Source organism: Hamadaea sp. NPDC050747 (assembly GCF_040654195.1).
Lineage (GTDB): Bacteria > Actinomycetota > Actinomycetes > Mycobacteriales > Micromonosporaceae > Hamadaea.
Genome location: NZ_JBFAHM010000007.1, coordinates 267692 through 292647 on the forward strand (window position 1 = coordinate 267692; position 24956 = coordinate 292647).

At 70.4% G+C, this 24956-nt stretch carries 26 protein-coding genes; 5 read left to right on the top strand and 21 right to left on the bottom strand.

Features of this window, described 5'->3' with window-relative positions:
* Nucleotides 1-12 precede the first annotated feature (12 nt).
* The 3 genes from AB0H43_RS18600 to thyX are packed head-to-tail and all read right to left on the bottom strand — an operon-like array spanning nt 13 to nt 3451.
* The gene (locus AB0H43_RS18600) at nt 13-1701 is read right to left on the bottom strand and encodes a ribonuclease J (protein ID WP_360000603.1); all 1689 of its coding nucleotides are present in this window, start codon (nt 1699-1701) and stop codon (nt 13-15) included.
* A gap of 55 nt (nt 1702-1756) precedes the next feature.
* Entirely contained in the window at nt 1757-2653 is an 897-nt protein-coding gene (gene dapA, locus AB0H43_RS18605; RefSeq protein WP_360000604.1) for a 4-hydroxy-tetrahydrodipicolinate synthase, read from the bottom strand.
* A 54-nt stretch (nt 2654-2707) separates the two neighbouring features.
* Entirely contained in the window at nt 2708-3451 is a 744-nt protein-coding gene (thyX, locus tag AB0H43_RS18610; RefSeq protein WP_360000885.1) for an FAD-dependent thymidylate synthase, read from the bottom strand.
* Nucleotides 3452-3539: 88 nt separating this feature from the next.
* On the opposite strand from thyX, the gene AB0H43_RS18615 reads away from it, so the two are divergent.
* Complete coding sequence (locus AB0H43_RS18615) at nt 3540-4064, top strand: toxin-antitoxin system HicB family antitoxin (protein ID WP_360000605.1); 525 nt, start codon at nt 3540-3542, stop codon at nt 4062-4064.
* Nucleotides 4065-4136: 72 nt separating this feature from the next.
* The gene (locus tag AB0H43_RS18620) at nt 4137-4931 is read left to right on the top strand and encodes a DUF4097 family beta strand repeat-containing protein (protein ID WP_360000606.1); all 795 of its coding nucleotides are present in this window, start codon (nt 4137-4139) and stop codon (nt 4929-4931) included.
* A gap of 38 nt (nt 4932-4969) precedes the next feature.
* On the opposite strand, the gene AB0H43_RS18625 is transcribed toward AB0H43_RS18620, so the two are convergent.
* Complete coding sequence (locus tag AB0H43_RS18625) at nt 4970-5464, bottom strand: DUF2752 domain-containing protein (protein ID WP_360000607.1); 495 nt, start codon at nt 5462-5464, stop codon at nt 4970-4972.
* Complete coding sequence (locus AB0H43_RS18630; RefSeq protein ID WP_360000608.1) at nt 5461-6681, bottom strand: crosslink repair DNA glycosylase YcaQ family protein; 1221 nt, start codon at nt 6679-6681, stop codon at nt 5461-5463. Before AB0H43_RS18630 ends, AB0H43_RS18625 begins: the two co-directional genes overlap by 4 nt.
* 46 nt (nt 6682-6727) lie before the next feature.
* Here AB0H43_RS18630 and AB0H43_RS18635 point away from each other — a divergent pair, with 46 nt between their 5' ends.
* Entirely contained in the window at nt 6728-7249 is a 522-nt protein-coding gene (locus AB0H43_RS18635; protein ID WP_360000609.1) for a GNAT family N-acetyltransferase, read from the top strand.
* Here AB0H43_RS18635 and AB0H43_RS18640 read toward each other — a convergent pair.
* Nucleotides 7163-8356, bottom strand: coding sequence for a glycosyltransferase 87 family protein (locus tag AB0H43_RS18640; RefSeq protein WP_360000610.1), 1194 nt, complete (start codon nt 8354-8356; stop codon nt 7163-7165). The genes AB0H43_RS18635 and AB0H43_RS18640 overlap by 87 nt on opposite strands.
* A 44-nt stretch (nt 8357-8400) precedes the next feature.
* Between AB0H43_RS18640 and AB0H43_RS18645 the strand changes: the two genes are divergently transcribed.
* On the top strand, nt 8401-8934 hold the full coding sequence (locus tag AB0H43_RS18645; protein WP_360000611.1) for a GNAT family N-acetyltransferase: 534 nt from the start codon (nt 8401-8403) through the stop codon (nt 8932-8934).
* A gap of 119 nt (nt 8935-9053) precedes the next feature.
* Here the strand turns inward: AB0H43_RS18645 and dapB are convergent, their stop codons facing one another.
* The 6 genes from dapB to AB0H43_RS18675 all read right to left on the bottom strand — a co-directional run bounded on the left by dapB (nt 9054) and on the right by AB0H43_RS18675 (nt 17087).
* Nucleotides 9054-9794: a 4-hydroxy-tetrahydrodipicolinate reductase gene (dapB, locus tag AB0H43_RS18650; RefSeq protein WP_360000612.1), complete on the bottom strand. Its 741-nt coding sequence runs from the start codon at nt 9792-9794 to the stop codon at nt 9054-9056.
* 88 nt (nt 9795-9882) lie between these two features.
* Nucleotides 9883-11151, bottom strand: coding sequence for a pitrilysin family protein (locus AB0H43_RS18655; protein ID WP_360000887.1), 1269 nt, complete (start codon nt 11149-11151; stop codon nt 9883-9885).
* 93 nt (nt 11152-11244) lie between these two features.
* A complete protein-coding gene (locus AB0H43_RS18660; RefSeq protein ID WP_360000613.1) occupies nt 11245-13566 on the bottom strand; it encodes a polyribonucleotide nucleotidyltransferase in 2322 nt (773 codons plus the stop codon).
* Nucleotides 13567-13810: 244 nt separating this feature from the next.
* Entirely contained in the window at nt 13811-14080 is a 270-nt protein-coding gene (gene rpsO, locus AB0H43_RS18665; protein ID WP_253756812.1) for a 30S ribosomal protein S15, read from the bottom strand.
* Nucleotides 14081-14374: 294 nt separating this feature from the next.
* Entirely contained in the window at nt 14375-15304 is a 930-nt protein-coding gene (locus AB0H43_RS18670; protein ID WP_360000614.1) for a bifunctional riboflavin kinase/FAD synthetase, read from the bottom strand.
* Between the two features lie 13 nt (nt 15305-15317).
* Entirely contained in the window at nt 15318-17087 is a 1770-nt protein-coding gene (locus AB0H43_RS18675) for a hypothetical protein (protein WP_360000615.1), read from the bottom strand.
* 75 nt (nt 17088-17162) lie between these two features.
* Here AB0H43_RS18675 and AB0H43_RS18680 point away from each other — a divergent pair, with 75 nt between their 5' ends.
* Nucleotides 17163-17990: a DUF4184 family protein gene (locus AB0H43_RS18680; RefSeq protein WP_360000616.1), complete on the top strand. Its 828-nt coding sequence runs from the start codon at nt 17163-17165 to the stop codon at nt 17988-17990.
* Here the strand turns inward: AB0H43_RS18680 and truB are convergent.
* The 9 genes from truB to AB0H43_RS18725 all read right to left on the bottom strand — a co-directional run bounded on the left by truB (nt 17897) and on the right by AB0H43_RS18725 (nt 24941).
* Entirely contained in the window at nt 17897-18799 is a 903-nt protein-coding gene (truB, locus tag AB0H43_RS18685; RefSeq protein WP_360000617.1) for a tRNA pseudouridine(55) synthase TruB, read from the bottom strand. The two genes, AB0H43_RS18680 and truB, sit on opposite strands and share 94 nt — an antisense overlap.
* A 15-nt stretch (nt 18800-18814) precedes the next feature.
* Entirely contained in the window at nt 18815-19528 is a 714-nt protein-coding gene (locus AB0H43_RS18690; protein ID WP_360000618.1) for a M23 family metallopeptidase, read from the bottom strand.
* A 207-nt stretch (nt 19529-19735) separates the two neighbouring features.
* Nucleotides 19736-21034: an MATE family efflux transporter gene (locus AB0H43_RS18695; RefSeq protein ID WP_360000619.1), complete on the bottom strand. Its 1299-nt coding sequence runs from the start codon at nt 21032-21034 to the stop codon at nt 19736-19738.
* 349 nt (nt 21035-21383) lie between these two features.
* Entirely contained in the window at nt 21384-21590 is a 207-nt protein-coding gene (locus AB0H43_RS18700) for a DUF6186 family protein (RefSeq protein WP_360000620.1), read from the bottom strand.
* Nucleotides 21587-21991, bottom strand: a complete 405-nt coding sequence (locus tag AB0H43_RS18705) for a hypothetical protein (RefSeq protein ID WP_360000621.1) — start codon at nt 21989-21991, stop codon at nt 21587-21589. Before AB0H43_RS18705 ends, AB0H43_RS18700 begins: the two co-directional genes overlap by 4 nt.
* Before the next feature lie 40 nt (nt 21992-22031).
* On the bottom strand, nt 22032-23009 hold the full coding sequence (locus AB0H43_RS18710) for a DHH family phosphoesterase (protein ID WP_360000622.1): 978 nt from the start codon (nt 23007-23009) through the stop codon (nt 22032-22034).
* Nucleotides 23009-23491: a 30S ribosome-binding factor RbfA gene (gene rbfA / locus AB0H43_RS18715; RefSeq protein ID WP_360000623.1), complete on the bottom strand. Its 483-nt coding sequence runs from the start codon at nt 23489-23491 to the stop codon at nt 23009-23011. The genes AB0H43_RS18710 and rbfA overlap by 1 nt, the downstream gene beginning before the upstream one ends.
* Before the next feature lie 134 nt (nt 23492-23625).
* Complete coding sequence (locus tag AB0H43_RS18720) at nt 23626-23922, bottom strand: DUF503 domain-containing protein (protein WP_253756839.1); 297 nt, start codon at nt 23920-23922, stop codon at nt 23626-23628.
* Between the two features lie 11 nt (nt 23923-23933).
* Nucleotides 23934-24941 (bottom strand): SAM-dependent methyltransferase, encoded by a 1008-nt coding sequence (locus tag AB0H43_RS18725; RefSeq protein ID WP_360000624.1) that lies wholly within the window; start codon nt 24939-24941, stop codon nt 23934-23936.
* Nucleotides 24942-24956 lie beyond the last annotated feature (15 nt).

Here is a 24956-nt window from a genome sequence, read left to right on the forward strand (position 1 = left end):
CCCGCTCTGTGGTCAGACCTCCAGAACAGACGGCACGATCATCGGCCGCCGCCGGTACGCCTCGTTGACCCACTTGCCCACCACTCGGCGTACCAGCTGCTGGAGCTGGTGGGGGTCGGTGATGTTGTCGGCCGCGGCCCGATCGAGGGCCTGGGTGATGAGCGGCAGCACGGGGTCGAACGCGGCCGGGTCCTCCGAGAAGCCCTTCTGCGAGACGGTGGGGCCGCCGACCACCTTGCCGGTGACCGAGTCGACGACCACGGTGACGGCGATGAAGCCGCCGTCGCCGAGGATCCGGCGCTCGGTGAGCAGGCTCTCGCCGACGTCGCCGATGGCCAGACCGTCCACGTAGACGTAGCGGCTCTTCACGTGACCGACCAGCTCGGCGCGGCCGTCGACCAGGTCCACGACGTCGCCGTCCTCGCAGAGCACGATGCGATCGGGCGCGACGCCGCTCTCGACGCCGAGCCGGGCGTGGGCCCGCAGGTGGCGCCATTCGCCGTGCACCGGCATGAGGTTGCTGGGTTTGACCACGTTCAGCAGGTACAGCAGCTCGCCGGCCGGCGAGTGACCCGAGACGTGCACCTTGGCGACGTCCTTGTGGATGACGGTGGCGCCCTGCCGGGCGAGCTGGTTGATCACCCGGTAGACGCTGGTCTCGTTGCCGGGCACCAGCGAGCTCGCGAGCACAACGGTGTCCCCCGAGGCGATGGTGATGTGCCGGTGGTCGCCGGTGGCCATCCGGCCCAGCGCGCTCATGGGCTCGCCCTGCGACCCGGTCGACATCAGCACGATCTGCTCGGGCGGCAGCGTGGTCGCCTCGTCGATGCCGATGAGCAGACCCGGCGCGATGTGCAGCAGGCCGAGCTCGCGCGCGATGCCCATGTTGCGGACCATCGATCGGCCGATGAAGGCGACCTTGCGGCCGTGCTCCTCGGCCGCGTCGAGCACCTGCTGGACACGGTGGACGTGGGAGGCGAACGACGCCACGATGATCCGGCCGGTGGCCTTGGCGAAGATCGAGCTGATCACCGGCCCGATCTGCCGCTCGGAGGTGACGAAGCCGGGGATCTCGGCGTTGGTCGAGTCCGAGAGCAGGAGGTCGACGCCCTCCGCGCCGAGCCGGGCGAACCCGGCCAGGTCGGTGATCCGGCCGTCCAGCGGCAGCTGGTCCATCTTGAAGTCACCGGTGTGCAGCACCAGACCGGCCGGGGTCCGGATGGCGACGGCCATGGCGTCCGGAATGGAGTGGTTGACCGCGAAGAACTCGACCTCGAACGGACCGAGCTGCTCTCGCTGTCCTTCCACGACGGTCAGCGAGTAGGGCGTGATCCGGCGCTCGGCGAGCTTCGCCTCGACCAGGGCCAGCGTGAACCGGGAACCCACCAGGGGGATGTCGGGCTTGTGCGCCAGCAGGTAGGGCACCGCTCCGATGTGGTCCTCGTGCCCGTGGGTGAGGACGATCGCCTGGACGTCGTCGAGCCGGTCCAGAATGGGCTCGAAGTCCGGCAGGATCAGGTCCACGCCGGGTTGCTCGGTGTCCGGGAAGAGCACGCCGCAGTCGACGACGAGCAGCTTTCCGTCGAACTCGAAGACGGTCATGTTGCGCCCGATCGCGCCCAGCCCGCCCAGCGGGATGACGCGTAGTCCACCTTCCGGCAGCGGTGGCGGTGCGGGCAACTCCACGTGCGCTTCGGTCACTTCACTACTCCTGTGGTCCATGGGCGGCCGCGAGCTGCGCAGCCGCGTTCGCGAGTCAGAGAGGCAGGCCGGCCGCGGCGCAGTCGGCCCGCAGCTGCGCGAGTTCGGCCTCGGTGGCGTCGACCAGCGGCGGGCGCAGCGGCCCGGCGGGCAGGCCCTTCGCGTTCATCGCGGCCTTGACGAGGATCGCGCCCTGGGTCCGGAAGATTCCGGTGAACAGCGGCAGCAGTTGCCGATGCAGTCGCAGCGCCTCCGCCGTGTCCCCGTCGTGGTACGCCGAGATGAGGTCGGCCGCCGACGCTCCGGTGAGGTGGGTGGACGTCCCGACGAGGCCGCTGGCGCCGACGGACAGCAGCGGCAGGGTCAGCGCGTCGTCACCGCTGTAGTACGCGAGGTCGGTGTCTCGCAGCACCCAGGAGCTGGCGGTGAGGTCGCCCTTGGCGTCCTTGACCGCGACGATCCGGTCGTGCTCGGCCAGGCGGAGGAACGTGTCGGTCGCGATCGGCACCCCGCTGCGACCGGGGATGTCGTAGAGCATCACCGGCAACCCGGTGGCGTCGGCGACGGTGCGAAAATGTGCCAGCAGCCCGGACTGCGGGGGCTTGTTGTAGTACGGCGTGACGACGAGCAGGCCGTGCGCGCCCGCCTTCTCGGCGGACCGGGCCAGCTCGACCGTGTGGTGAGTGTTGAACGTGCCGACTCCGGCGACGACCTTGGCTCGATCCCCGACCGCCTCGACGACGGCGCGCAGGACGGTCTCCTTCTCCGCGTCCGAGGTGGTCGGGCTCTCCCCGGTGGTCCCGTTGATCACGAGCGCGTCGTTGCGTTGCTCGTCCACCAGGTACGCGGCCAGCCGGGCGGCGCCGTCCACGTCGAGCGAGCCGTCGGCCCGGAACGGGGTCACCATGGCGGTGAGCAGGCGGCCGAACGGCCGCCGGGAGTCGCGCGTCATACTTGCCAACTTATCGTCAACTGCGGTCCGGAGTGAACTGGCTGGGCAGGCTGGTCAGCCCTGCCAGAGGTATTCGCTCGCGGCGATCTCGCTGCCGTCGGCCAGCGTCGTGATCTTGAAGTCGTTGAAGACGTTCGGCGCCACCCGCTGCAGCTGGCGGAGGCACTCGACGGCCAGCTCACGGATCTCCACGTCGGCGTGCTCGGTGGCCCGCATGGCGATGAAGTGCCGCCAGGCGCGGTAGTTGCCGGTGACCACGATGCGGGTCTCGGTCGCGTTGGGCAGGACGGCCCGGGCCGCCTGCCGGGCCTGCTTGCGCCGCAGCGTGGCGTTGGGGACGTCGGCGAACTTGGCCTCCAGGCCCTCCAGCAGTTCGTTGTACGCCCGTACGGCGGCCTCGCCGGCCTCGACGAACTTCTTGTGCAGCTCGGGGTCGGCGGCGATGGCCTCCGGCGCCACCATGGCCGCCGCGCGCTCCGGGACGTATCGCTGCGAGAGCTGCGAGTAGGAGAAGTGCCGGTGCCGGATCAGCTCATGCGTGAACGAACGCGACACGCCGGTGAAGTAGAAGCTCACCGTGCCGTGCTCGAGCACCGAGAGGTGACCGACCTCCAGGATGTGGCGGAGGTAGCCCTCGTTGGTGGCGGTGGCGGGGTTCGGCTTGCTCCAGGATTGGTAGCAGGCGCGCCCGGCGAACTCCGCGAGCGCCTGCCCGCCGTCGGCGTCCGTCGACCACGGAACGTCGTCGGGGGCCTCGAAATGCGTCCATGCGATCAACTTGACCTGGGGCTGCACGATCTCCGTCACAACCGACACTCTAGACCCAGAGCTGACTGACATCACGAAGACACTTGCATGACGTCACTCTTGATGTCATAGTGAAGTCATGGAGCTGTCGCCGTATCTCGAAAACCTTCAGCGCGATCTGACCGCCGCGGCCGCGCCCGGCGGGGACGACGTCACCCGCGCCGCCGGGCTGCTCGCCGGCTCGCTGGAAGCCTCCGCCCGGCTGTGCCTCATGGAGGCGTTGTCCGACGCCGCCGCCGAGATCACGAGCAAGCTGAGCAGCGCGAGCGTCGAGGTGCGCCTGCGGGGCCGCGACGCCGACCTGGTCGTGACCGAGGCGGTCGCGGAGCCGGAGCAGCCGATCGCGGCCGCCGCCCCACCGCCGACCGAGGGCGAGCAGGCCCGGATCACCCTCCGGCTGCCCGAGCAGCTCAAGGAGACGATCGAACGGGCCGCCGCCGCCGAGGGCGTCTCGGTCAACGCCTGGCTGGTCCGCGCGTTGTGGGGGGCCACCCAGCCCGGCCCGCCCGGGCCACCCGGACCCGGTTTCCGGCCCGGCCCCGGCTTCCCGCCCGGCCCCGGCTTCCCGCCCGGACGCCGCATCACCGGCTACGCCCAATCCTGACCCACACCTCAGCCGCTCCTGGCATCTCAGCGACCTCTCGCATTTCAGCCACCCTCGAAGGGATTGATCACCATGCACGAGTTCCCGGTCACCGGCCCGCTGTCCGCCGACATCCGCGTCAGCTCGGGACGAGTCGACGTCACCGCCCAACCCGGCCTCACCACGGCCACCGTCAGCGTCGAACCACTGGACGGTTCAGACGCCTCCAAGGAGGCCGCCGAGCAGACCGTCGTCGAACTGCACGGCACGAACCTGCTCGTGAAGACCCCGGAGCACAAGGGCTGGCTGCGTATGCGTCATCCGCGGCTGGCCGTCACCGTCCGGATCCCCGCCGACAGCGCGCTCGATCTGCGTACGGCGTCGGCGGACGCCACCTGCGCGGGGGCGTACCGGCAGGTCCAGGTCGACAGCGCCTCGGCGGACGTCTTCGTCGAGAACGTCACCGGCGTCTTCGGAGTCAAGACCGCCAGCGGCGACATCAAGGCGACCTACGTGGGCGGCGACGCCAAGATCACCTCAGCCAGCGGTGACGTCACCGTGGCCACGATCGACGGGTCGGGCGCGGTGCACACCGCCTCCGGCGACGTCGAGCTCGGCACAGTCGGCGGAGACCTCGGTGTGAGCACGGCCTCCGGCGACGTCAACGTGCGTACGCTGCGCAACGGCACCGCCAAGGTCAACTCCGCCAGCGGCGACATCGCCGTCGGCGTCATCCCCGGCGTCGGCGTGTGGATGGAGCTGAGCTCGATGTCCGGCCGGGCCCGCAGCGACCTTCAGCCCTCCGGCGCCCCGGCGAACGGTCAGCCCGACGTCGCGCTGCACCTGCGCTCGATGAGCGGCGACATCGTGGTCGGTCGGGCCGCCTGATCCGACGCGGCGACCGCAGCCCGCGAGGTTGCGGTCGCTCAGACGTAGAGCCAGGTGAACGGGGCCCACGGCAGGTTACGCAGGATCGTGAAGACGCCCCAGATCGCGAGGAACCAGGCGATCATCTTCGGGCTCACCCGCAACTGCGGCAGCTGCTTGTTGAAGACCTTCTTGCCGGCCCACGCCACGTAGGCGTAGATCAAGAACGGCACGGCGAAGACGAACAACAGATGGTGCCGAGCGGCAGCGGCGAGATCGCCGTGCATCAGGTACCAGGCGGCCCGCGTGCCGCCGCAGCCGGGGCAGTCGAACCCGGTGGTCAGCTTGAGCAGGCAGGACGGCGGGTCACCGGCGGCCGAGGTGGTCGGGTCGGTGATCTGGGTGTAGCCGAGCGCACCGGCGATGCAGACCAACGCGGCGGCGGGACCGGCCCAGGCCGGCAGAGCCGCGCTGCGGCGCAGGAACCAGGCGGTGACCCGGTCGGGCGCGGCGACCACCAACTGGCCGGGGGGTGCGGACTCCACCTGCGTCATGTCGTTGACGTTACACCGTTGAGGAAAGCCGCGAGATCCCCTCGCTCGGCCTTGTCGACGCCGCTGAGGCCGAGCCAGCCGGCCAGTCGCTCCAGCTCGGCGCGGAGGGCGCGAGCGGTGGTCTCCGGGTCGGCGCCCGGCTCCAGCCACGCCGCCGGAATCCGCAGCACTCCGGCCTTGCGATCGGCCTTCAGATCGACCCGGGCGGTGAACCGCTCTCCCTCGAGGAACGGCAACACGTAGTAGCCGTGGACGCGCTGCGGCTCCGGCACGTAGATCTCGATCCGGTAGCGCAGGCCGAAGAGCCGCTCGGTCCGCCCACGCTCCCAGATCAGCGGGTCGAACGGGCTGATCAGGGTGCCCCCGGTGAACCGGCGCGGGCGCGGCGCGTCGCGATGCAGGTAAGCCTGCGGCTTCCAGCCCTTCACGTGAACCGGGACGAGGACGTCGGCCTCGACCAGCTCGGCGATCGCCCGGCGGGCGCCGTCGGTGGGCAGCCGGAAGTAGTCCCGCAACTCCGCTTCGGCCGCGACGCCGAGCGCCCGGGCCGCCCGCTCGACCAGCCGGCGATGGGCGTCCTCGGCGGCGGGTGTCGGCGTCGCGACCACCTCGGCCGGCAGCACTCGCGAGGTCAGGTCATAGCGCCGCGCGAACGAGGTCGTCCGCCCGGCGCTGGTGACCGAGCCCTCGTAGAAGAGGAACTCCAGCGCCTTCTTCACGTCGGACCAGTTCCAGCCCCAGTTGTCGCCCTTGGGCTTGGGCACGTCGGCCTCGATCTCGGCGGCGGTCACCGGACCCCGGTCGGCCACCTCGGCGAGCACCCACTCGACCAGCTCCGGACGCTCGCGGGCGATGCTGCGGGGGCCGCCCCACGCCTTCTCCCGGGCGGTCGCCATCCGCCAGCGCAATAACGGCTGCAGCTCGACCGGGACGAGCGAAGCCTCGTGCGCCCAGTATTCGAACAGCCATCGGGGACGCCGGGAGCTGCCGCGATCGAGTAATGCCGTGTCGTAAGGGCCGATCCGGCTGTAGGCCGGCAGGTAATGCGCCCGCTGCAGGACGTTGACGGAGTCGATCTGGAGCAGGCCGGTGCTCTCCACGACCCGGCGCAGGTGACGACCGGTCGGCGGGGCGGCGAGGCTCCGGCCGCCGAAGCCGGACGCCGCCAGGGCGATCCGGCGGGCCTGAGTCAAGGTCAACGTCTCCATCGCGAGCAAAGATAACCACTGGCTACGACAGAACCGGCCGCGATACGTTCCGACCATGGTGACCGTGCGACCGCTGCGAGACGAGGACGTGCCCGCCGTCGTGGCCGGCCACATCAACGGCTGGCGGACGGCGTACAAGGGGATCGTCGCGGACGAGGTGCTCGACGGCCTGGACCAGGGCGCGTGGGCCGAGCGGCGGCGCACGGAGCTGGCCAAGCGCGCGGCCGGCGAGTCACCGTGGCAGACGCTGGTCGTCCTGGACGGCGACCAGGTGGTCGGGCATGTGAGCTACGGACCGTATCGGACCGGGGACGGCTTCGACCCGGAGGTGGGCGAGATCCTCGCGATCTACGTCGACCCGCCGGTCTACGGCCGGGGCTTCGGCCGGGCGCTGCTGACCGCGGCGCTGGCCGAGCTGCCGCAGGCCGAGGTGCGGCTGTGGGTGCTGGAGGAGAACGAGCGAGCCCGGCGGTTCTACGAGAAGGCCGGGCTACGGCCGGACGGGGTTCGCGAGTTCTGGAGTCCCGCCGGGACCACGTTCCGCTACCCCGAGCTGCGCTATCACCTCGTGCGGTGAGCGGATCGGCGTCACGAACAGCAGCACCAACGTGACGAACACGTAGGCGTTGCTCCCCAGGTAGCCCCAGAAGCCGCTGAAATGGTCGTCGAACGGCCAGACCAGCTTGCTGCAAAGGATGGCGTAGCCGACGCCCGCCACGCCCCAGTGCCGCCACCGATGCGCCCGGTCCGCAAAGCCGGCGTTCACCAGCAGGATCAGCGACGGGATCAGCCAGACCAGGTGGTGGATCCAGGTCACTGGGCTGACCAGGGAGGAGACGACGCCCGTCACCGCCAGCCCGGCCGCCTCGTCGCCCGCGCGGAAGGCCCGCCGGCTCCGCACCACCCACACCACGAGTACGCCGACCGCCAGGACCAGCCACACCGCCTTCGACGGGTCCTCGGGGTTCAGACGCGCCACGAGTCCCTGGAGCGACTGGTTCGAGATGAAGGCCAGCGAACCGATCCGATCGGTGTCCCACAGCGCGTTCGTGAAGAACTCGCGGGCCATGTCCGGCGCGGCGGCCGCCGTCACCAGAGTCGCACCGGCGGCGGTGCCCATCGCGACGAACGCCGCCCGCCAGCGCTTGGTCAGCAGCAGATAGAGGATGAACAGCCCCGGCGTCAGCTTCACCGCGGTCGCCAGGCCGATCCCGAGACCGGCCCACCGCCGGTTCCGTCCGACGCCGAAGAACAGATCCCCGGCGACCAACGCCACGAGCAGCATGTTGACCTGCCCGAAGAGGAAGGTCTCCCGCATCGGCTCGTACGCGATCAGCAGCGCCAGGATCACGGCGGTCTTGTAGCGGCGATCCGGTTCGGCGACGAGCCACCAGACCACCAGCCCGGTGGCGACGATCGTCATCAGTGAGGCGATGCCGATGGCCACCCCCCACGGCACGAACGCCATCGGCAGCATCGCGACCGCCGCGAACGGCGGATACGTGAAGCCGTAGGTGCTTCGGGGCTTGATGAAGTCGTACAGCTCGCCGTGGCCGTGCACCCACCAGTTGACCGCGCCGTAGTAGACCTTGAGGTCGAAGAACCCGTGCCGGGTGGCGAAGGCGGCGTCGAAGGCGAGGGCGGCCACGGCCAGCACGGCCACGATCGCGATCCGGTGTCTCACCCGTTCTCTCTCCCCGATCCGGCACTTCGTTACGCTCTGACGTCGTGGCTCAAGGACATGTCCGCCCCGGGCGGCCCGGTGACGCCGGAGAGATCGCACGCATCCAGGTGGCGACCTGGCGGATCGCCTACCGACGGCTCTTCCCCCGGCACGTCCTCGCCGATCTCGACGAGACGGAGTTCGCCGCGACCTGGCGCGATTCGATCATGGCCCCACCGACCGAGCGGCATCGGGTCCTCGTGGCCGTCGAACAGTCCTCGACCTCATCGTACGTGGTGGGGTTCATCGCCTCGGGACCCGCTGAGGACCCCGACGCCGGTCCCGATGTCGCCGAAATCACCGAACTGCTGGTCGAACCGCGCTGGGGCCGGCGTGGGCACGGCAGCCGGCTGCTCGCCGCCGCCGCCGACCACTGGCGCGACGACGCCTACACCTCGGCGCTGGCCTGGGTCTTCGATCAGGCGCCCGCGATGCCCAAATTCCTGGGATCGGCCGGGTGGGCGCCGGACGGGGCACGGCGGTCGCTCGACGTCGAGGACATGCTCGTGCCGCAATCCCGGTACGCGACCCTGCTCTGACCGCTTCGGCCGCCTGGCCGCCGGTTCGGCGGCGGATCAGGGTTCCCGGTCGAATCTTGCCCCAAGATTCGACCTAGAACCCTGATCCAGCGCCCAACGGTCCACCCGAAACGGGCGGCTCAGAGGAGCGAGTTGATGCCGACGGTCAGGCCGGGCCGGGACCCGACGGACCGGACGGCCAGCACGACGCCCGGCATGAACGACGCCCGGTCGAACGAGTCGTGCCGGATCGTCAGCGTCTCGCCGGGCGTACCGAAGAGGATCTCCTGGTGCGCGACGAGCCCGCGCGAACGCACACTGTGGACGCGTACGCCTTCGACGGTCGCGCCGCGGGCGCCGTCGAACTCGTCCTTCGTCGCATCGGGCATCTCGCCCAGCCCCGCCGACGCCCGTGCGGCCGCGATGAGCTGCGCCGTACGCAGAGCGGTGCCGCTCGGGGCGTCCACCTTCTGCGGATGGTGCAGCTCGATGATCTCGGCCGACTCGAAGTACTTGGCGGCCCGCTCGGCGAACTCCATCATGAGCACCGCGCCGATGGCGAAGTTGGGCGCGACGACCACGCCGACCTCGGGCCTGCCGGCGAGGAGCGAACGCACCTCGGCGAGCCGCTCCTCGGTGAACCCACTCGTCCCGACCACGACGTGGATGCCGTGGTCGACGCACCACCGCACGTTGTCGAGCACCACGTCGGGGTTGGTGAAGTCCACGACAACCTGCGCACCGGCCTCGGTCAACGCGGTGAGCGAGTCACCCTGATCGATCTGCGCGACCAGTTCCAGCCCTTCCGCGGCCGAGACGGCCCGGCAGACCTCCTGGCCCATGCGCCCGCGGGCGCCCAGCACTCCGACCCGAATCGTCACAGCGTCAACCTAACAGTCAGATGTCCTTGTGCCGGTTCCGGCCGTCCACCCGGCTTCCACCGCCCGACGGATCGAACGGCCGGAACAGTCAGTGGGGCCCGATCATCGCCAGGTACTCCGGGCCGGTCAGCACAGCCCGGGCGACCTCGGTGACGTCTTCGAGCGTGACGGCTTCGATCCGCCGGAGCAGATCGTCCACATCGAGCAGATCGCCGTAGAGCAGCTCGCCCTTGGCCAGCCGGGTCATCCGCGACCCGGTGTCCTCCAGGCCCAGGACCAGGGCACCCTTGAGCATTCCCTGTCCCCGCCGCAGCTCCTCCTCCGTGATCGGCTCGTCGGCCGCACGGGCCAGCTGATCACGGACGATCGCCAGCACCTCGTCCACCTTGCCCGGCGCACAACCGGCGTACACGCCGAAGGTGCCGGTCTCGGCGTACTGCGAGGTGTAGGAGTAGACCGAGTACGCCAGTCCGCGCTTCTCCCGGATCTCCTGGAACAGCCGGCTCGACATGCCGCCGCCGAGCACGTTGTTCAACACGCCGACTGCGAAGCGCCGATCGTCGCGCCGCCCGATCCCCGGCCCACCCAGCACGAGGTGCGCCTGTTCGGTGTCCTTTCGGCGGGTGACCGCCTTCGGCTCGGCGTACAAGACGGGCGTCTCCATGGGGCGCGGCCCGACAGGCGACGCCGACCCGGTGTCCAGCGGTGTCCCCGCCAGCGCCGCGATCACCTGCTCCACGACCTGGTCGTGATCGAGACGACCAGCCGCCGCCACGACCATGACCGGGGCGGAGTAGCGAGAGCGGTAGAAACTGTGGATGCCGTCGCGGGACATCGGCGTGATCGACGACACCGTGCCGGAGATGAGCTTGGCCAACGGGTGCTCGCCGTAGATCAGCTCGGCGTGCAGATCATGGACCTCGTCGGAAGGCTCGTCCTCGGTCATCGCGATCTCTTCGAGGATGACACCGCGCTCGGTCTCCACATCGGGCTCGGCGAGCACCGAACTGGCGACCGCGTCGCACATGACGTCGATGGCCAGCGGCAGATCGGCGTCGAGCACCCGCGCGTAGTAGCAGGTGTACTCCTTCGTGGTGAAGGCGTTGGTCTCGCCGCCGACCGCCTCGATGGCGGCCGAGATGTCCAGCGCGGTACGCCGCGCCGTGCCCTTGAAGAGCAGATGCTCCAAGAAGTGCGACGCGCCGCCCTCGTCCTCGGCCTCGTCCCGCGAGCCGACGTTCACCCAGATCCCGAACGACACGCTACGCATCGCCGGTACATCCTCGGTGAGAATGCGAAGCCCGCTCGGCAAAACGGTTCTACGGACCGTGCCGTCCAGAAAGGCACTGGACGGCACGGTTACGGGATGCTGCTTGTGGCGCCTCGGCGCCGTGCCGTCCAGAAAGGCACTGGACGGCACGGTCAGGTTCGGCTGGTTCACGGTCAGCGGTCAGTCGCGCCGCTGCCGACGACGCCGCTCGCGGTCGCCGTCGTCGCCGTCGCGACGCGGGCCGCGGTCGCCCCGGTCCCGGTCACGCGGACCGCGGTCCTCGCGGTCCCGGCCCGCCGGGCGCTCGGCCGGAGCCGGCTTCTCGACGCCCTCGGGGTAGACCTTGTCGAGGTAGATCTTGCCGCGAGAGTCGACCTCGGCGATCTCCACCTCGACCTTGTCCCCGACGTTGAGGAAGTCCTCGACCTTCTCGACCCGCTTGCCGTCGCCCACCTTGGAGATGTGCAGCAGCCCGTCGCGGCCCGGCAGCAGCGAGATGAACGCGCCGAACGCGGCCGTCTTCACCACAGTGCCGAGGAACTTGTCGCCGACCTTCGGCAGCGTCGGGTTCGCGATCTGGTTGATGCGATCCACCGCCGCCTGGGCCGACGGCCCGTTGGTCGCGCCGACGTAGATCGTGCCGTCGTCCTCGATGGAGATCTCGGCGCCGGTCTCGTCCTGGATCGCGTTGATGGTCTGCCCCTTCGGGCCGATCACCATGCCGATCTTGTCGACCGGGATCTTCACCGTGGTCACGCGCGGGGCGTACTCGCTCATCTCGCCCGGAGACTCGATGGCCTCCTGCATGACGTCGAGGATCGTCTGGCGGGCGTCGTGCGCCTGACGCAGCGCAGCGGCGAGGACGTCCGACGGGATGCCGTCGAGCTTGGTGTCCAGCTGCAGCGCGGTGACGAAGTCCCGCGTCCCGGCGACCTTGAAGTCCATGTCGCCGAAGGCGTCCTCGGCGCCGAGGATGTCGGTCAGCGTGACGTACTCCGTCTTGCCGTCGACCTCACCGGAGATGAGTCCCATGGCGATGCCGGCCACCGGCGCCTTCAGCGGCACACCCGCGGTCAGCAACGACATCGTGGAGGCGCAGACCGAACCCATCGAGGTCGAGCCGTTCGAGCCGAGCGCCTCGGACACCTGGCGGATCGCGTACGGGAACTCCTCGCGCGACGGCAGGACCGGGATCAGCGCCCGCTCGGCCAGCGCGCCGTGGCCGATCTCGCGGCGCTTCGGGGCGCCGACGCGGCCTGTCTCACCGGTCGAGTACGGCGGGAAGTTGTAGTTGTGCATGTAGCGCTTGGTCTTCTGCGGCGACAGGGTGTCCAGCGCCTGCTCCATGCGCAGCATGTTCAGCGTGGTGACGCCCAGGATCTGGGTCTCGCCCCGCTCGAACAGCGCCGAGCCGTGCACCCGCGGGAGCACCTGCACCTCGGCGGTCAGCGGCCGGATGTCAGCCAGGCCACGGCCGTCGATACGGATCTTGTCGCGGAGGACGCGGCTGCGAACCTCGGACTTGGTCACCGAGCGGAAGGCCGCGGAGACCTCCTTCTCGCGCCCCTCGAACTGCGGGGCGACCGCCGCGATGACCTTCTCCTTGACCAGGTCGAGCGCCTCTTCCCGGTCGGCCTTGCCGGCGATCTTGAGCGCCTCGGCGACCTCGGCCGCGCCGGCGGCCTTGACCGCCTCGTAGACGTCGTCCTGGTAGTCCAGGAAGACCGGGAACTCGGTGACCGGCTTGGCGGCGACCTCGGCGAGCGCGTCCTGCGCCCGGCACAGCTCACGGAGAACCGGCTTGGCGGCCTCCAGACCGGCGGCCACGATCTCCTCGGTCGGCGCCTTGGCGCCCGCACCGACGAGCTTGACGGTGTTCTCCGTGGCCTCGGCCTCGACCATCATGATCGCGACGTCGTCACCGACCACGCGACCGGCGACGACCATGTCGAAGACGGCCCGCTCCAGCTCCTCGTGGGTGGGGAAGGCCACCCACTGGCCGTCGATCAGGGCCACCCGGGTCGCCCCGATCGGGCCGGAGAACGGCAGGCCGGACAGCTTGGTGGACATGCTCGCGGCGTTGATCGCGACCACGTCGTAAGGGTGCGCCGGGTCGAGCGCGAGCACGGTCTCGACGACCTGGACCTCGTTGCGCAGGCCCTTGACGAACGACGGGCGCAGCGGCCGGTCGATCAGGCGGCAGGTCAGGATGGCGTCCTCGGTCGGGCGCCCCTCCCGGCGGAAGAACGAGCCGGGGATCCGGCCCGCCGAGTACATCCGCTCCTCGACGTCGACGGTGAGCGGGAAGAAGTCGAACTGGTCCTTCGGCGTCTTGCTCGCGGTGGTCGCGGAGAGAACCACGGTGTCGCCGAGCTGGGCGAGGACCGAACCGGCCGCCTGCCGGGCGAGCCGCCCGGTGGAGAAGGTGATCTCCCGCGTGCCGAACGCGCCGTTGTCGATCACGGCGGTGCTGTGCTGGGTGCCGAGAGTGGTCTCGGTCATGGATGAATACTCCTCTTCGATCGTCTGGCGCGCGCGGCCCACTGGCGGCGGACGGCCGGTCTTCGATCGAAGCCCTCGGGGTACGCCCCGCGACGGCGGGACGGCTCCGGGAGCCACTACCGAGGACCGAGCGTCAACCCGCGGCCGGAAACGCGCCTCGTCTTTCTTGCATTGTCAGCCCGGCGAGGCGGGCTGTCTTGCCAACAGGGGAGCGACCCGCAGGTCACTCCCCTGAATCTTTGCGTCAGCGCCGGATGCCGAGGCGCTCGATGAGCGCGCGGTATCGGGCGATGTCCGTCTTCTGGAGGTACGCCAGCAGCCGCTTGCGGCGGCCGACCAGCAGCAGCAGCCCACGGCGGCTGTGGTGGTCGTGCTTGTGCACCTTCAGGTGCTCGGTCAGGTCCTTGATCCGCTTGGTGAGGACGGCGACCTGGACCTCCGGCGAACCGGTGTCACCCTCGGTCGTCGCGTACTCCTGCATGATCTGAGTCTTGACTGCAGCGTCGAGCGCCATTTTCTCCCATTTCGCGTGTGAGCCGACGGCTCATGGATACTCCCGGCTCCGCACCCGCGGCGTCGGGCAGGCGTACGCGGAGCCTCGTCAAGGTTACCTTACGGAGTCGATCATGCCGCCGAGCCACTGGCGTACGCCAAGATCATTGCGTCAGCCATGCTGCTTCAACGGACATTTCGCCGCGCGAAGCAGCATGGCTGACGCAATGATCACGCGCAGCGGGGGCGCGCGCAGCGGGGGCGCGCGCAGCGGGGGCGCGCCCAGCGGGGGCGCGCGCAGGCGCAGCGAGCACGCTCAGCCGAGGCCGAGCACGGCGCGCGTACGCGAGACGTCGTCGGTGATCGCGGCGACCAGCCCTTCCAAGGTGTCGAACCGCACAGTCGGCCGCAGGTGCGACACGAAGTCGAGGGCGACCCGTTCGCCGTAGAGGTCGCCGGAGAAGTCCAGGACGAAGGCTTCGACCCGGCGCTCGGTCCCGGCGAAGGTCGGGTTGGTGCCGATCGACACGGCCGCGGGCAGCTGTTTGCCGCCGCGGAGGAGCCAGGCCGCGTACACCCCGTCGGCCGGGATGGCCGCGTGCGGACCGCACAGCAGGTTGGCGGTCGGGAAGCCGAGCTGGCGTCCACGCTGGTCGCCCCGGACCACGACGCCCTCCAGCCGGTGCGGCCGGCCGAGCGCGGCGGCGGCCGCGGCGACGTCTCCGGCCGCCACGCACGACCGGACGTAGGTCGACGAGAACACCGTCGAGTCGTCGGTCAGCAGTGGCGCGGCCGTCGTGGTGAAGCCGAACCGGCGACCCAGCTGCGTCAGCAGCTCTACGTCCCCGGCCGCCTTGTGGCCGAACCGGAAGTTCTCCCCCACCACGACCTCGGCCGCGTGCAGGTGCTCGACCAGGACGTCGTGCACGAACTCCTCGGGCGGCAGTTTGGAGAACTCGCGGGTGAACGGCTCCACGCAGAGCGCGTCGACGCCCAGCTCCTCGATCAGCTCGGCCTTGCGCTCCTGAGTCGTCAGCACCGCCGGATGTGAGCCCGGCCGGACGACCTCGGACGGGTGCGGGTCGAAGGTCACGACCACGCTCGCCTCGCCCAGCTCACGGGCGCGCTTCACCGCGTAGCCGATCGTGGCCTGATGGCCCCGGTGCACTCCGTCGAACACGCCGATCGTGACGACCGAGCGTCCCCACCCTCGCGGCGCCTGCGCCGCGCCCCTCCACCGCTGCATAGGCCCAAAACTATCAACCTTCACAGTGGTGTTCGCACGTGATCAGGCGCGCACCCCGGGAGTCCTCCTGCAGGATCGCGAGGTGCCCGTCGGGCATCGGCACCGGCCACGCGCGCAGGTCACCGCCGTCGGCGGCGATCTCGTTCCAGGCCCGAGTGGTACGCCGTTCGCAGCTGTCGTCGCCGCAGGTGACGCTGATCACCCGGGGCCGGGACGCACGCCCGACGCGGACGTGCAGCCCCGCTGGAGTCGCGTGGGGCCGACCGGCCAGCACGGCGACCACGCGCCCGTCCCGGTCGAAGCCGAGCCCGACCAGCCCCGGCCACTCGCCGTCGACCAATGCCGCGACCTCGCCGTGCTCCGTCGAGGTGTGCTCGCAGGCGCGGTCGGCGCAGCGGACGACGGTCAGGCTGGTCTGACCGGTCGTCCCGTACGCCACCACGGGCGCACCCTCGGGACCGACGCCGACGGCGAACGGGAGATCCTGGGGCGGGTTGTAGTTCACGTCGGCCACCTCGACACGCCGCGACGACTGGCAGGTCCGGTCGGGGCAGATCCAGGCGACGAGCTTGGCCGTCCCGGCGAGCATCCCGCGCTCGATCACCGGGGCGACGACGATCATCCCGCCATCGGGCAGCGGCCGGGCCACCCACAGCTCCCAGTAGAACCCGGGCCGGTCCAGCTGCGCCCGCGCCGGTACGCAGTCCGCCCCGTCGCAGACGGTGAGTTCGACCGGTCCGTTGCCCGGGTACGCCACCCCGACCAGCGCTGTCCCGCCGTCGAACAGCGCCCGGCGTGAGTCCCAGGCGAGCGGCCGACTCGATCCGCCGATGCCCACCTCGGGTTCACCGTCGGCGGTGACGGCGTACTGCCCGAGGTTCTCGGTGGACTTGACGGTGGAGGAGGTGCTCAGCACCGGTACGCCCATCGGGTTCACGAGGACGACTCCGGCCGCCACGACGACGACCACGGTCAGCCCACCACACGCCACCAGCCAGTGCCCGGGGCAGGGCGCCGACGATTCCCGCGCCCGTTCGCCGTCGAGGTCGACTCGCCAGCGGGCCAGCATCGCCCCCTGTACGCCGATCGCCGCCACGGTCAGGGCCGCCACCGCGAGCCGGCCGAGGGCGGCCGTGATCGGACCAGCTGTCACGTCGGGCAGCGCATTCGACAGCCATCCGGCCGGCACCGCCGCCGCGGCCAGCCCGATCAGGAGGAAGAACATGCGCCCGCGGCGGCTTTCGGCGTACCTGACGCCGGCGGCGGCCGACTGCCCGACGCCGAGCCCGTCGAGGGCCGCCACCGGCAACGCCCCGATGAGTGGACCGGCCACGAAGACGGCGAGCCCCACGCAGACGAGGGCCAACGGGCCGAACAGATTGCCCACCGCGACGGCGAGGAAGAGGAGCGCGCCGAAGCCGACCGCGGCCATCAGCATCACCCCGAGCAGCGCGGGCACTCGCCGGACGGCCTGACGCAACGCGTCGAAGGCGCTCGGCGGCGCACCGAGCAGCGTTCCCTTGACGGCGATCATGACGGCGCCCAGGGACCACGCCCAAGCGACGACCCAGAGCATCGCCTCGACGACGTCGGGCCAGCCGGGCGTACGCAGCGTCAGCCCGTCCACGACGACGGTGGTCCCACCGGCTCCGAGCACTTCCAGGACCGACTGGACCAGCGTGGCGACGGCGACCACCGGTGCGACCACGGCGACGAGCAGCCGCCAGTGCCGCAGGAGGCTGTCGTCGGGCGCGCTCGCGGCGCCGGCCGCGCTGTCCGTCATGAGCGGCAGCGTAGGCGAGCGACGCCAATCCCGTGGGGCACCGCAAGATCGTGTCCCGCTCTAGGCTGACGCCTGATGCCGTTCACACCGAGTCACATCGCCGCCGTTCTGCCGCTTCTCCGCCGACCGGTGACCCGGGTGGCGTACGTGCCTGCCGCGTTGGCGATCGGGTCGATGATCCCCGATCTGCCATTGTTCCTTCCACAGTGGCCCTCGTACGCCTTCACCCATTCGCCGGCGGGCATCGTCAGCGTCGACGCGGTCGCCACCTGTGTGGCGGTCGCGGCCTACCACCTCTTCTTCCGGGCCGCCTTGATCCAGCTCCTGCCGAGCGCGATCGGCGACCGCATCCCCGCCGCCACGCGGCTACGGCATCCGGCGTACCTGCTGTGGGTTCCGGTCGGCGCCGCGGTCGGCGCGTCCACGCACGCGTTCTGGGACAGCTTCACCCATGTCCGGAGCATCGCCATCTGGGGCGACTGGCTGGCTCGTCCGGTCCTCGGCATGCCGCTCTTTCACCTCCTCCAGTACGCGTCGACCGTGCTCGGGCTGCTGGCCCTAGCGGTGTGGGCCGGGTGGCGGCTACGGCGGTCGATCCCGCACCGGCCGGCGGGTCTTCGGCTCAGCTCGCGTACCCGGGTCGCGACGGGAGCGCTCCTGGTGGCGGCCACTCTGGCCGGTGGGGCCTACTACCTGGCCACCATGCAGCGCCTCGACCACCTCGAATTGCATCTCTACGGGGCGGCCGTCGGCACGGTCACCGCCGCCGCTGTCGCGGTGACGATCTACGCGCTGGTCTTCTCGGCGGTTCAGGCCGCGGCCAGGACGATCTCGGGCCGCGCCTTGCCGCCCCGTTCCGAGACCACCGCCAGGGGGGTACCGTCCGGCCCGAGCACCCCGTAGGAGCCGTCGAGGCCGATCGCCTCCAGCGGTCCGCCGTGCGACAGGACCTTCGCGCCCGCCTCGTCCACCTCGCGGATCGGCATCGCCCGGCGCAAGGCCGCGGCCAGCGGCAACGTCACCGGATCACCGCCGGCCTCGGCCAGGTCCGCGAGTTTCTCCAAGGGGTACGCCTCATCGAGGGTGAATCCGCCGACCGCGGTCCGGCGAAGCGCGGTGAGATGGCCGCCGACACCCAGGGCGACGCCGAGATCCCGCGCGATGGCACGGATGTAGGTCCCAGCCGAGCAGGCCACCTCGACGTCCACGTCCACGAAGTCGCCGTCCCGCCGGACGTCGAAGACGTCGATCCGCTCGATGGTCACCTTCCGGGCGGCCAACTCGGGCGCCTCACCCTCCCGGACCATCTTGTACGCGCGTACGCCGTTGACCTTGATGGCGGAGACGGCGCTCGGCACCTGATCCACTTCGCCGGTCATCGTGGCCAGCTGTGTGCGTACGCCTTGGTCGGAAAGATGCGCGGCCGGAACCGAAGCGGTGACCTCGCCCTCCGCGTCGTCGGTCACCGTGGTCTGGCCGAGCCGGATCGTGGCGCGGTAGACCTTGCGCGTGCCGACCACGTAGGTGAGCAGGCGCGTGGCCTTGCCGACGCCGATCACCAGGACCCCCGTCGCCATCGGGTCGAGGGTGCCGCCGTGGCCGACCTTGCGCGTGCGCGCGATCCGCCGGCACCGGGCCACGACGTCGTGCGAGGTCATGCCCGGCGCTTTGTCGACGACGATCAGCCCGTCGGTGACCTGGTGTTCCGCCATGCCGAACAGCGTATTTTACGGGTCGGTGAGCGGCTTGCCGGGGCAGCCGTGCTGCTTCTGCCAGGCCTGGATGGCCGCGACCGGGGACTTCGCGACGCCCTTGCGCCAGGCGTCCAGATAGGACCAGGGGTAGATGACGCCGCGCCGGATCCACCAGTCGCCGGTCTTCTTGCAGACGGGCGAGATCCCGAAGTGCAGGTGACAAGCGGTCGTGTCACCCGTCTTGCCGACCTTGCCGATGTGCTGACCCGCCACCACGCGCGCGCCGGGCTTGGTGGTCTTGTCGACCTCCGAGAGGTGCGAACCGTAGTAGCGGATGCCGTCGTCACCGAGCAACGACCAGGACAACCCGCCGCGGGTCGCCCCCGAGTTGACCTCGGCGTCCCAGGTGTCCTCCAGGCTCACCTCGAGGATCACGCCGTCGATCGGAGCGACGACGCCACTGCCGCACTTGGCCATGATGTCGCTGGCCGGATAGTCGTGGTGAGTATGCGCGTAGGACGCCGTACCCTGCACCGGAAACTTGTAGACCAGCGGCTTCGGCGTCTTCACCGCCGCGCTCGGGCTCACCGGCGGGCTGGACTCGACCTTCGCCTCACCAGGGTCGTCCACGAACGACGCCGGCGAGTTCTTCCCCGACGCGCCCCCGCCCAGCAGCGCGACCCCGCCGATCAGGCCGAGCCCGAGCACCACCGCCACGATCGCCAGGATCAGGGGAATCCGCCGCACCGCGCGAGTCTAGACCTTTCGCCCCTTCCCCGCAGTTCCGGCACCGTTCTGTCCGCCCCCTGCCCCTGCCCTGCCCCGCCCTGCCCCCGTTCTGTCCGCGCGATCATGAACCTATGTGCGTGATCGACCGGTGTGTCATGTCCGCGCGGTCCTGATCATTCCCTCAAGTCGATGATCGTTTGCCGGGAAGAGTGCCGAGGGATGGCGTCAGGCGCGGGCGACGCCGGGCACCGCCCAGGAGCCGTCCCGCAGCCGGAGGAGCAGCGCAACCAGCCGCAGCACGATGAAGAGGGTGAGCCCGGCCCACACCCCGCCGAGCCCGAGGTCGAACCACAGCGCCAGCCAGATGGCGGGCAGGAAGCCGGCCAACGCCGCGACGATCGTGAGGTTCCGCAGGTAGCGGGCGTCGCCGGCGCCGACGAGGACGCCGTCGAGGGCGAAGACCACCCCGTTGAGCGGGAGCATCCCGATGAACCACGGCCACACGATGGCGAGTTGGCCCAGGACGTCCGGGTCGTTGCTGAACAGATGCGGCAGGACCGGGGCCAACGCCAGGACGCCGATGCCGAAGATCACGCCCGCGGCGAGCCCGATCTGCCCGATCCGGACCGCCGTACGCTTCGCGGTGAGCACGTCACCGGCCCCGAGCGCCGCCCCGATCAGGGACTGCGCCGCGATGGCGATCGCGTCGAGGGCGTACGCGCAGAACATCCAGAGCTGGAGCCCCACCTGATGGGCGGCGACCGCGGCCGCGCCGAACCGGGCGGCGACGGCGGCCGCCGAGAGGAAGCAGAGCTGGAAGGCGAGTCCGCGGACGAGCAGATCCCGCCCGAGGACGAGCTGTTGCCGGAGCATGGCCGGGTGCGGCGCGAGCGGTACGCGTTCCGCGACGAGCGCCCGCACGAACAGTGCTCCCCCGACGACCTGGGCGGCGACGTTGGCCACGGCGGAGCCGGCGAGCCCGAGGCCGGCCGGGTACACCAGCAGCGGGCAGAGGACGGCCGAGAGGACGTTCGCGCCGAGGACGTAGCGCAGCGGCCGGCGGGTGTCCTGGACGCCTCGCATCCAGCCGTTGCCCGCGAAGACGAGCAGGATGAACGGGATCCCCAGCGAGGCGATGCGCAGCCACAGTTCGGCATGCTCGGCGACTTCGGCGTCGCCGCTGAGGGCACGGGTGACCGGCCCGGCGAACAGCTGGGCGGCCACGACGAAGACGAGGCCGGCCGCCAGGGCGAGCCACGAGGCCTGGACGCCCTCCTCCACGGCGGTACGCCGGGAGCCCGCGCCGAAGCTGCGCGCGGCCCGGCCGGTGGTGCCGTACGCGAGGACGTTGCCGAGCCAGGCGGTCACGGCGAGGATCGTCCCGCCGATCGCGAGCGCGGCCAGTGGCACGCGGCCCAGATGGCCGACCACGGCGGTGTCGACCAGAAGGTAGAGGGGCTCAGCGGCGAGAACTACGAGCGCGGGTAGCGCGAGCGCCGCGATGCGCCGGAGGCTGGGGGTCACCCGCCTATGGTGCCGTTCTCCTTGTAAGGAGTCAATTCATAGCTGGTAGTTACTGGCGGGTGTCCATGGACGTCTGCAGTGCGCGGCGCATCTGCTCACGTTGCTCGTCGGCGCTGGGCTTGGGCTTGGCGGGAGCTGACTTAACGTTAGTTTGCATAGTTCGCAAAACTATCGTTCAGGTCCACATGCAGGAACACCTTTCCCAGATTCTGGGCGTCCGCTGCCCGACAGAACCCGCACGGTCAGGTGAAGAGAGCGGGCCGTCAGCGCTGGATCAGGGTTCCGGGTCGAATCTTGAGCCGAGATTCGACCGAGAACCCTGATCCAGCGCTTTCAAGAAAGGGGCCAGTCAGCGGGCCAGGAAGTGCCAGCCGACCCACCACCAGAAGCCGAAGACGGCGATCCGCCCGACCGGGATGCGCCCGACCTCGTGGGTCATGACGACGGCGGCCAGGTCGCCCAGCGTCGGAATCCGCGACGTACGCCGAGCGGCCCATTCGACGGCGAGGACGAGCAGCCCGGCGAGGATGAACCCGGCGATGGCGAGCATTCTCATCGGCGTACCAACCCCCAGAAGCCGGCCAGCCATCCGAAGTAGAAGATCGCGCGCGGCAGGTAGTCGTCCAGCAACGGGTCGGCCAGGAGCGACAGCGTCGGGTAGTTCTTGTCGTCGCCGATCGCGAACGTGCTCAGTTCGAACACGACGAAAACTCCGACCGGCAGGAGCCACCAGGCGAGTCCCCGGGGGAGGCGGCGCGGGGCGGCCTTGCGCGGGACACGCTGGCTCAACCCGAGGTACATCATCACCGCGCCGAGGGTGAAGACGTAGACGTTGGCTTCGAGGGAGAAGGACGGGAGCAGGCCGCCCAGGAGCGACAGGAACGCGAAGATCGGCAGCATGACGGCCGGGCGCGTCCAGGCCGGCGCGCTCGGAACGGCAAGTTCCGGGTGATCCATGACTCGATTGTGGCTGGTTCACCCGGACCGAGGGAGGGTTTTATTCCCCTAATGCGTCCCTGATCCGGTCCATGATCTCCGCGGGTGTCCCGCGTCCGGTGAAGCCGGCCGCTGCCCGATGACCGCCGCCGCCGAGGGCCACCGCGACCCGGCTGACGTCGGCCGAGCCCCGGCTCCGCATCGACACCGACCACTCCTCCGGGCCGACCTGCTTGAGCAGGCAGGCCACGTCGGCCTCGGCCGCGCAGCGAATTCCGTCGATGAGCCCCTCGAGGACGTACGGCGCCTGCTGATGCCGTTCGAGGTCGGCCAAGGAGGCAGTGCTCCACACCAGACGGTTCTCCGGTTCGAGGACGGCCCGCCCCAGCACCTCGCCGTAGAGCTTGACCGCGCCGAACGGGCGGGTGTCGAAGACCCGGCGAGAGATCTCACCCGGGTCGAGCCCTGTCTCCAGGAGGTCCGCCGCCAGCCGGTGCACGGCCGGGGTCGTCAGGGCGTACTTGAACGAGCCGGTGTCGGTGATGACGCCGATGTAAAGGCACTCGGCGATCCCCCGATCCAATGGGACTCCGAGGCGCGCGATCAGCTCGGCCGCCACGACGGCGGTCGCCGCCGCACCGCTGTCGACCAGCGGGAGGTCACCGAAGCCGGTGTAGCTGGCGTGGTGATCCAGCACGATCGACGGCACCCGACCCAGCAACTCGGCATAGGAGCCGAGGCGCGATTCGGCGGCGGCGTCCAGCGTCACCATCAGCGCGGGCGCCTCCGGCGAATCGACCAGCAGCTCGAGTCCGGGCAGTGCGACGAACGGCGCCGGCAGGTCGGACGGGCCCGGGAAGGTCGCCTGGACCCGGGTGGCGCCCAGCTTCCGCAGGGCCTGGCCGACCGCCAGCATGCTGCCCAGCGCGTCGCCGTCCGGGGTCACATGGCAGACGAGCAGGATCCGATCGTCGGCCGCGACGGCCGTACGCAGAGCGCCGGTCGCCGCGGCCCACTGGTCCTCGGTGATCTCTCCCATCAGCGGCGCGCCGCCGCGTCCTCAGCCTCGTCGAGGTCGAACTCGAGATCGTCGGACTCGTCCTCGTCCTCGATCTTGTAAGGCTGGGGCTCACCGGCGTACGCCGCGCCTTCGGCGAGCTTGTGGACCTCCCGGTCGCGCAGGCGCGCCTCGGCGAGCAGGTCGTCGATGTGCTTGACGTGGTCCTGGACGTCGTCGAGGACGAAGGTCAGCGACGGCGAGTGGCGCAGGCCCAGCGCCCGGCCGACGGAACCCCGCAGCATGCCCTTGGCGCTGTCCAGGGCGGCGGCGGTGCCGGCCTTGGCCTCCGCGTCCCCGAGCACGGTGTAGAAGATCGTGGCTTCGCGCAGATCGGCGGTCAACCGGGCGTCGGTGATCGTGATCATGCCCAGTCGCGGGTCCTTGATCTGCGTCCGCACCGCTGACGCCACCAGTTCCCGGACCCGCTCGGCGTGCCGGCGCACCTTGGCAGGATCGGACATCTCGCCACCTCCACACGTATCGGACAGCGGAGACGGGACGAAACGGGCTTCCCCGGATCGTGCCGGATCTCCGGCCCCCAGATTACCCGGCGAGCCTGTACCCACCGGTCGCCGTGATCACCCAGCGCGCGACGCTAGAAGTCGTCGTCGCCGATGACCCGGCGCTTGACCGAGAGCAGCTCGATCTCGGGCCGTCCGGCGACGGCCCGCTCGCAGTGGTCCAGGACCTCGCGGACGTGGGCGGCGTCGGCGGCCACGATCGCCACCCCGAGCTGCGCGCGCCCGTGCCGGTCCTGGTCACCGACCTCGGCCGCGCTCACCTCGTACTTGCGGAGCAGGGCCAGGATCGGGCGCAGGTAACCCCGCTTGTCCTTCAGCGAGCGCGAGTCACCCGGCAACAACAGGTCGAAGAGCGCAGTTCCAGTGAACACGAAGATCCATGTTACGAGCGGCGGGCCACTACCACGTCCCGAGTTATTCCTTGATCAACCCAATGCTCCAGCCCGGCCGGCTCGAACACCGCCAGGCCGTGCCGCTCCAGCAGCTCAACCGCCTGCTCGCGCGGTGCCACGTGCGTGTTCCAGGACAGGCCCACGGCTCCCCCCGGCCGGATCAGCTCGATCCACCCGGGCAACGCGGCCGACAACAGCTCCGCCGGTCCTCGCTCCAAGCCCTTGGTGGTACGCGAGCCGTGGACCACGCCGTAGGGAAGATCTGCCACCAGCAGATCGGCGACCTGTCGCTTCATCAGCGCCCGAGCCTGGGTCGTGTCCGACTCGAAGAACGTCAGGGTCCTGCCGTCGGAGGTGAGTTCGACGTCCAGGCGACGGCCGAGCCGGCGGCCCTCCCGGCGTACGGGGGTGATCTCGGCGCGGTGCTTCACCCGCTTGCGGCGCAGCCACGTCTTCAGGAATCCGGCGTACGCCTCGAAGTCCTTCCCGTCGATCTCGATGCCGATCGGGTTCCAGCCGTACATGAGCGCCTGGTTCAGCGTGGTCCCGCGCCCCGCGACCGGGTCCAGCACGGTGAACGCCCGGGAGCCGAAGTCGCCGCCCCAGGCGCTGGCCAGAGCGGTCACGTTCAGCAGAAGCTTGGTGAAGTTCTCGTTGGTCTTCCCGGCGTACTTCGGGATCGTGATCAGGTCGTCGTCGAACTTGTCCAGTCCGGGCGTCGCGATCGGGCGCAGCAGGTCGCCGGTGATCAGCTCGAAGAGGGCGAGCCCGCTCGACAGGTTGCCGAGGACGGCCAGGTCTGCCGGGCTCAGCGGCTCCTCGGTGGCGAAGACGAGGTAGGTCTGGCCGCCGAGATCTCGCGGCGAGGCGGGGCCGAGCCGCCCCTCCAGGGCTCCGGTGGAGAACGCGGCCAGCTCGGCTCTCGTCAGATCGGGCGCGGACTGCGTGTAGACCCGGTTGGCGGACGGCGCGACGAGCAGCGCGTATTCAGTACCCACGGAGTAGAGATCCTA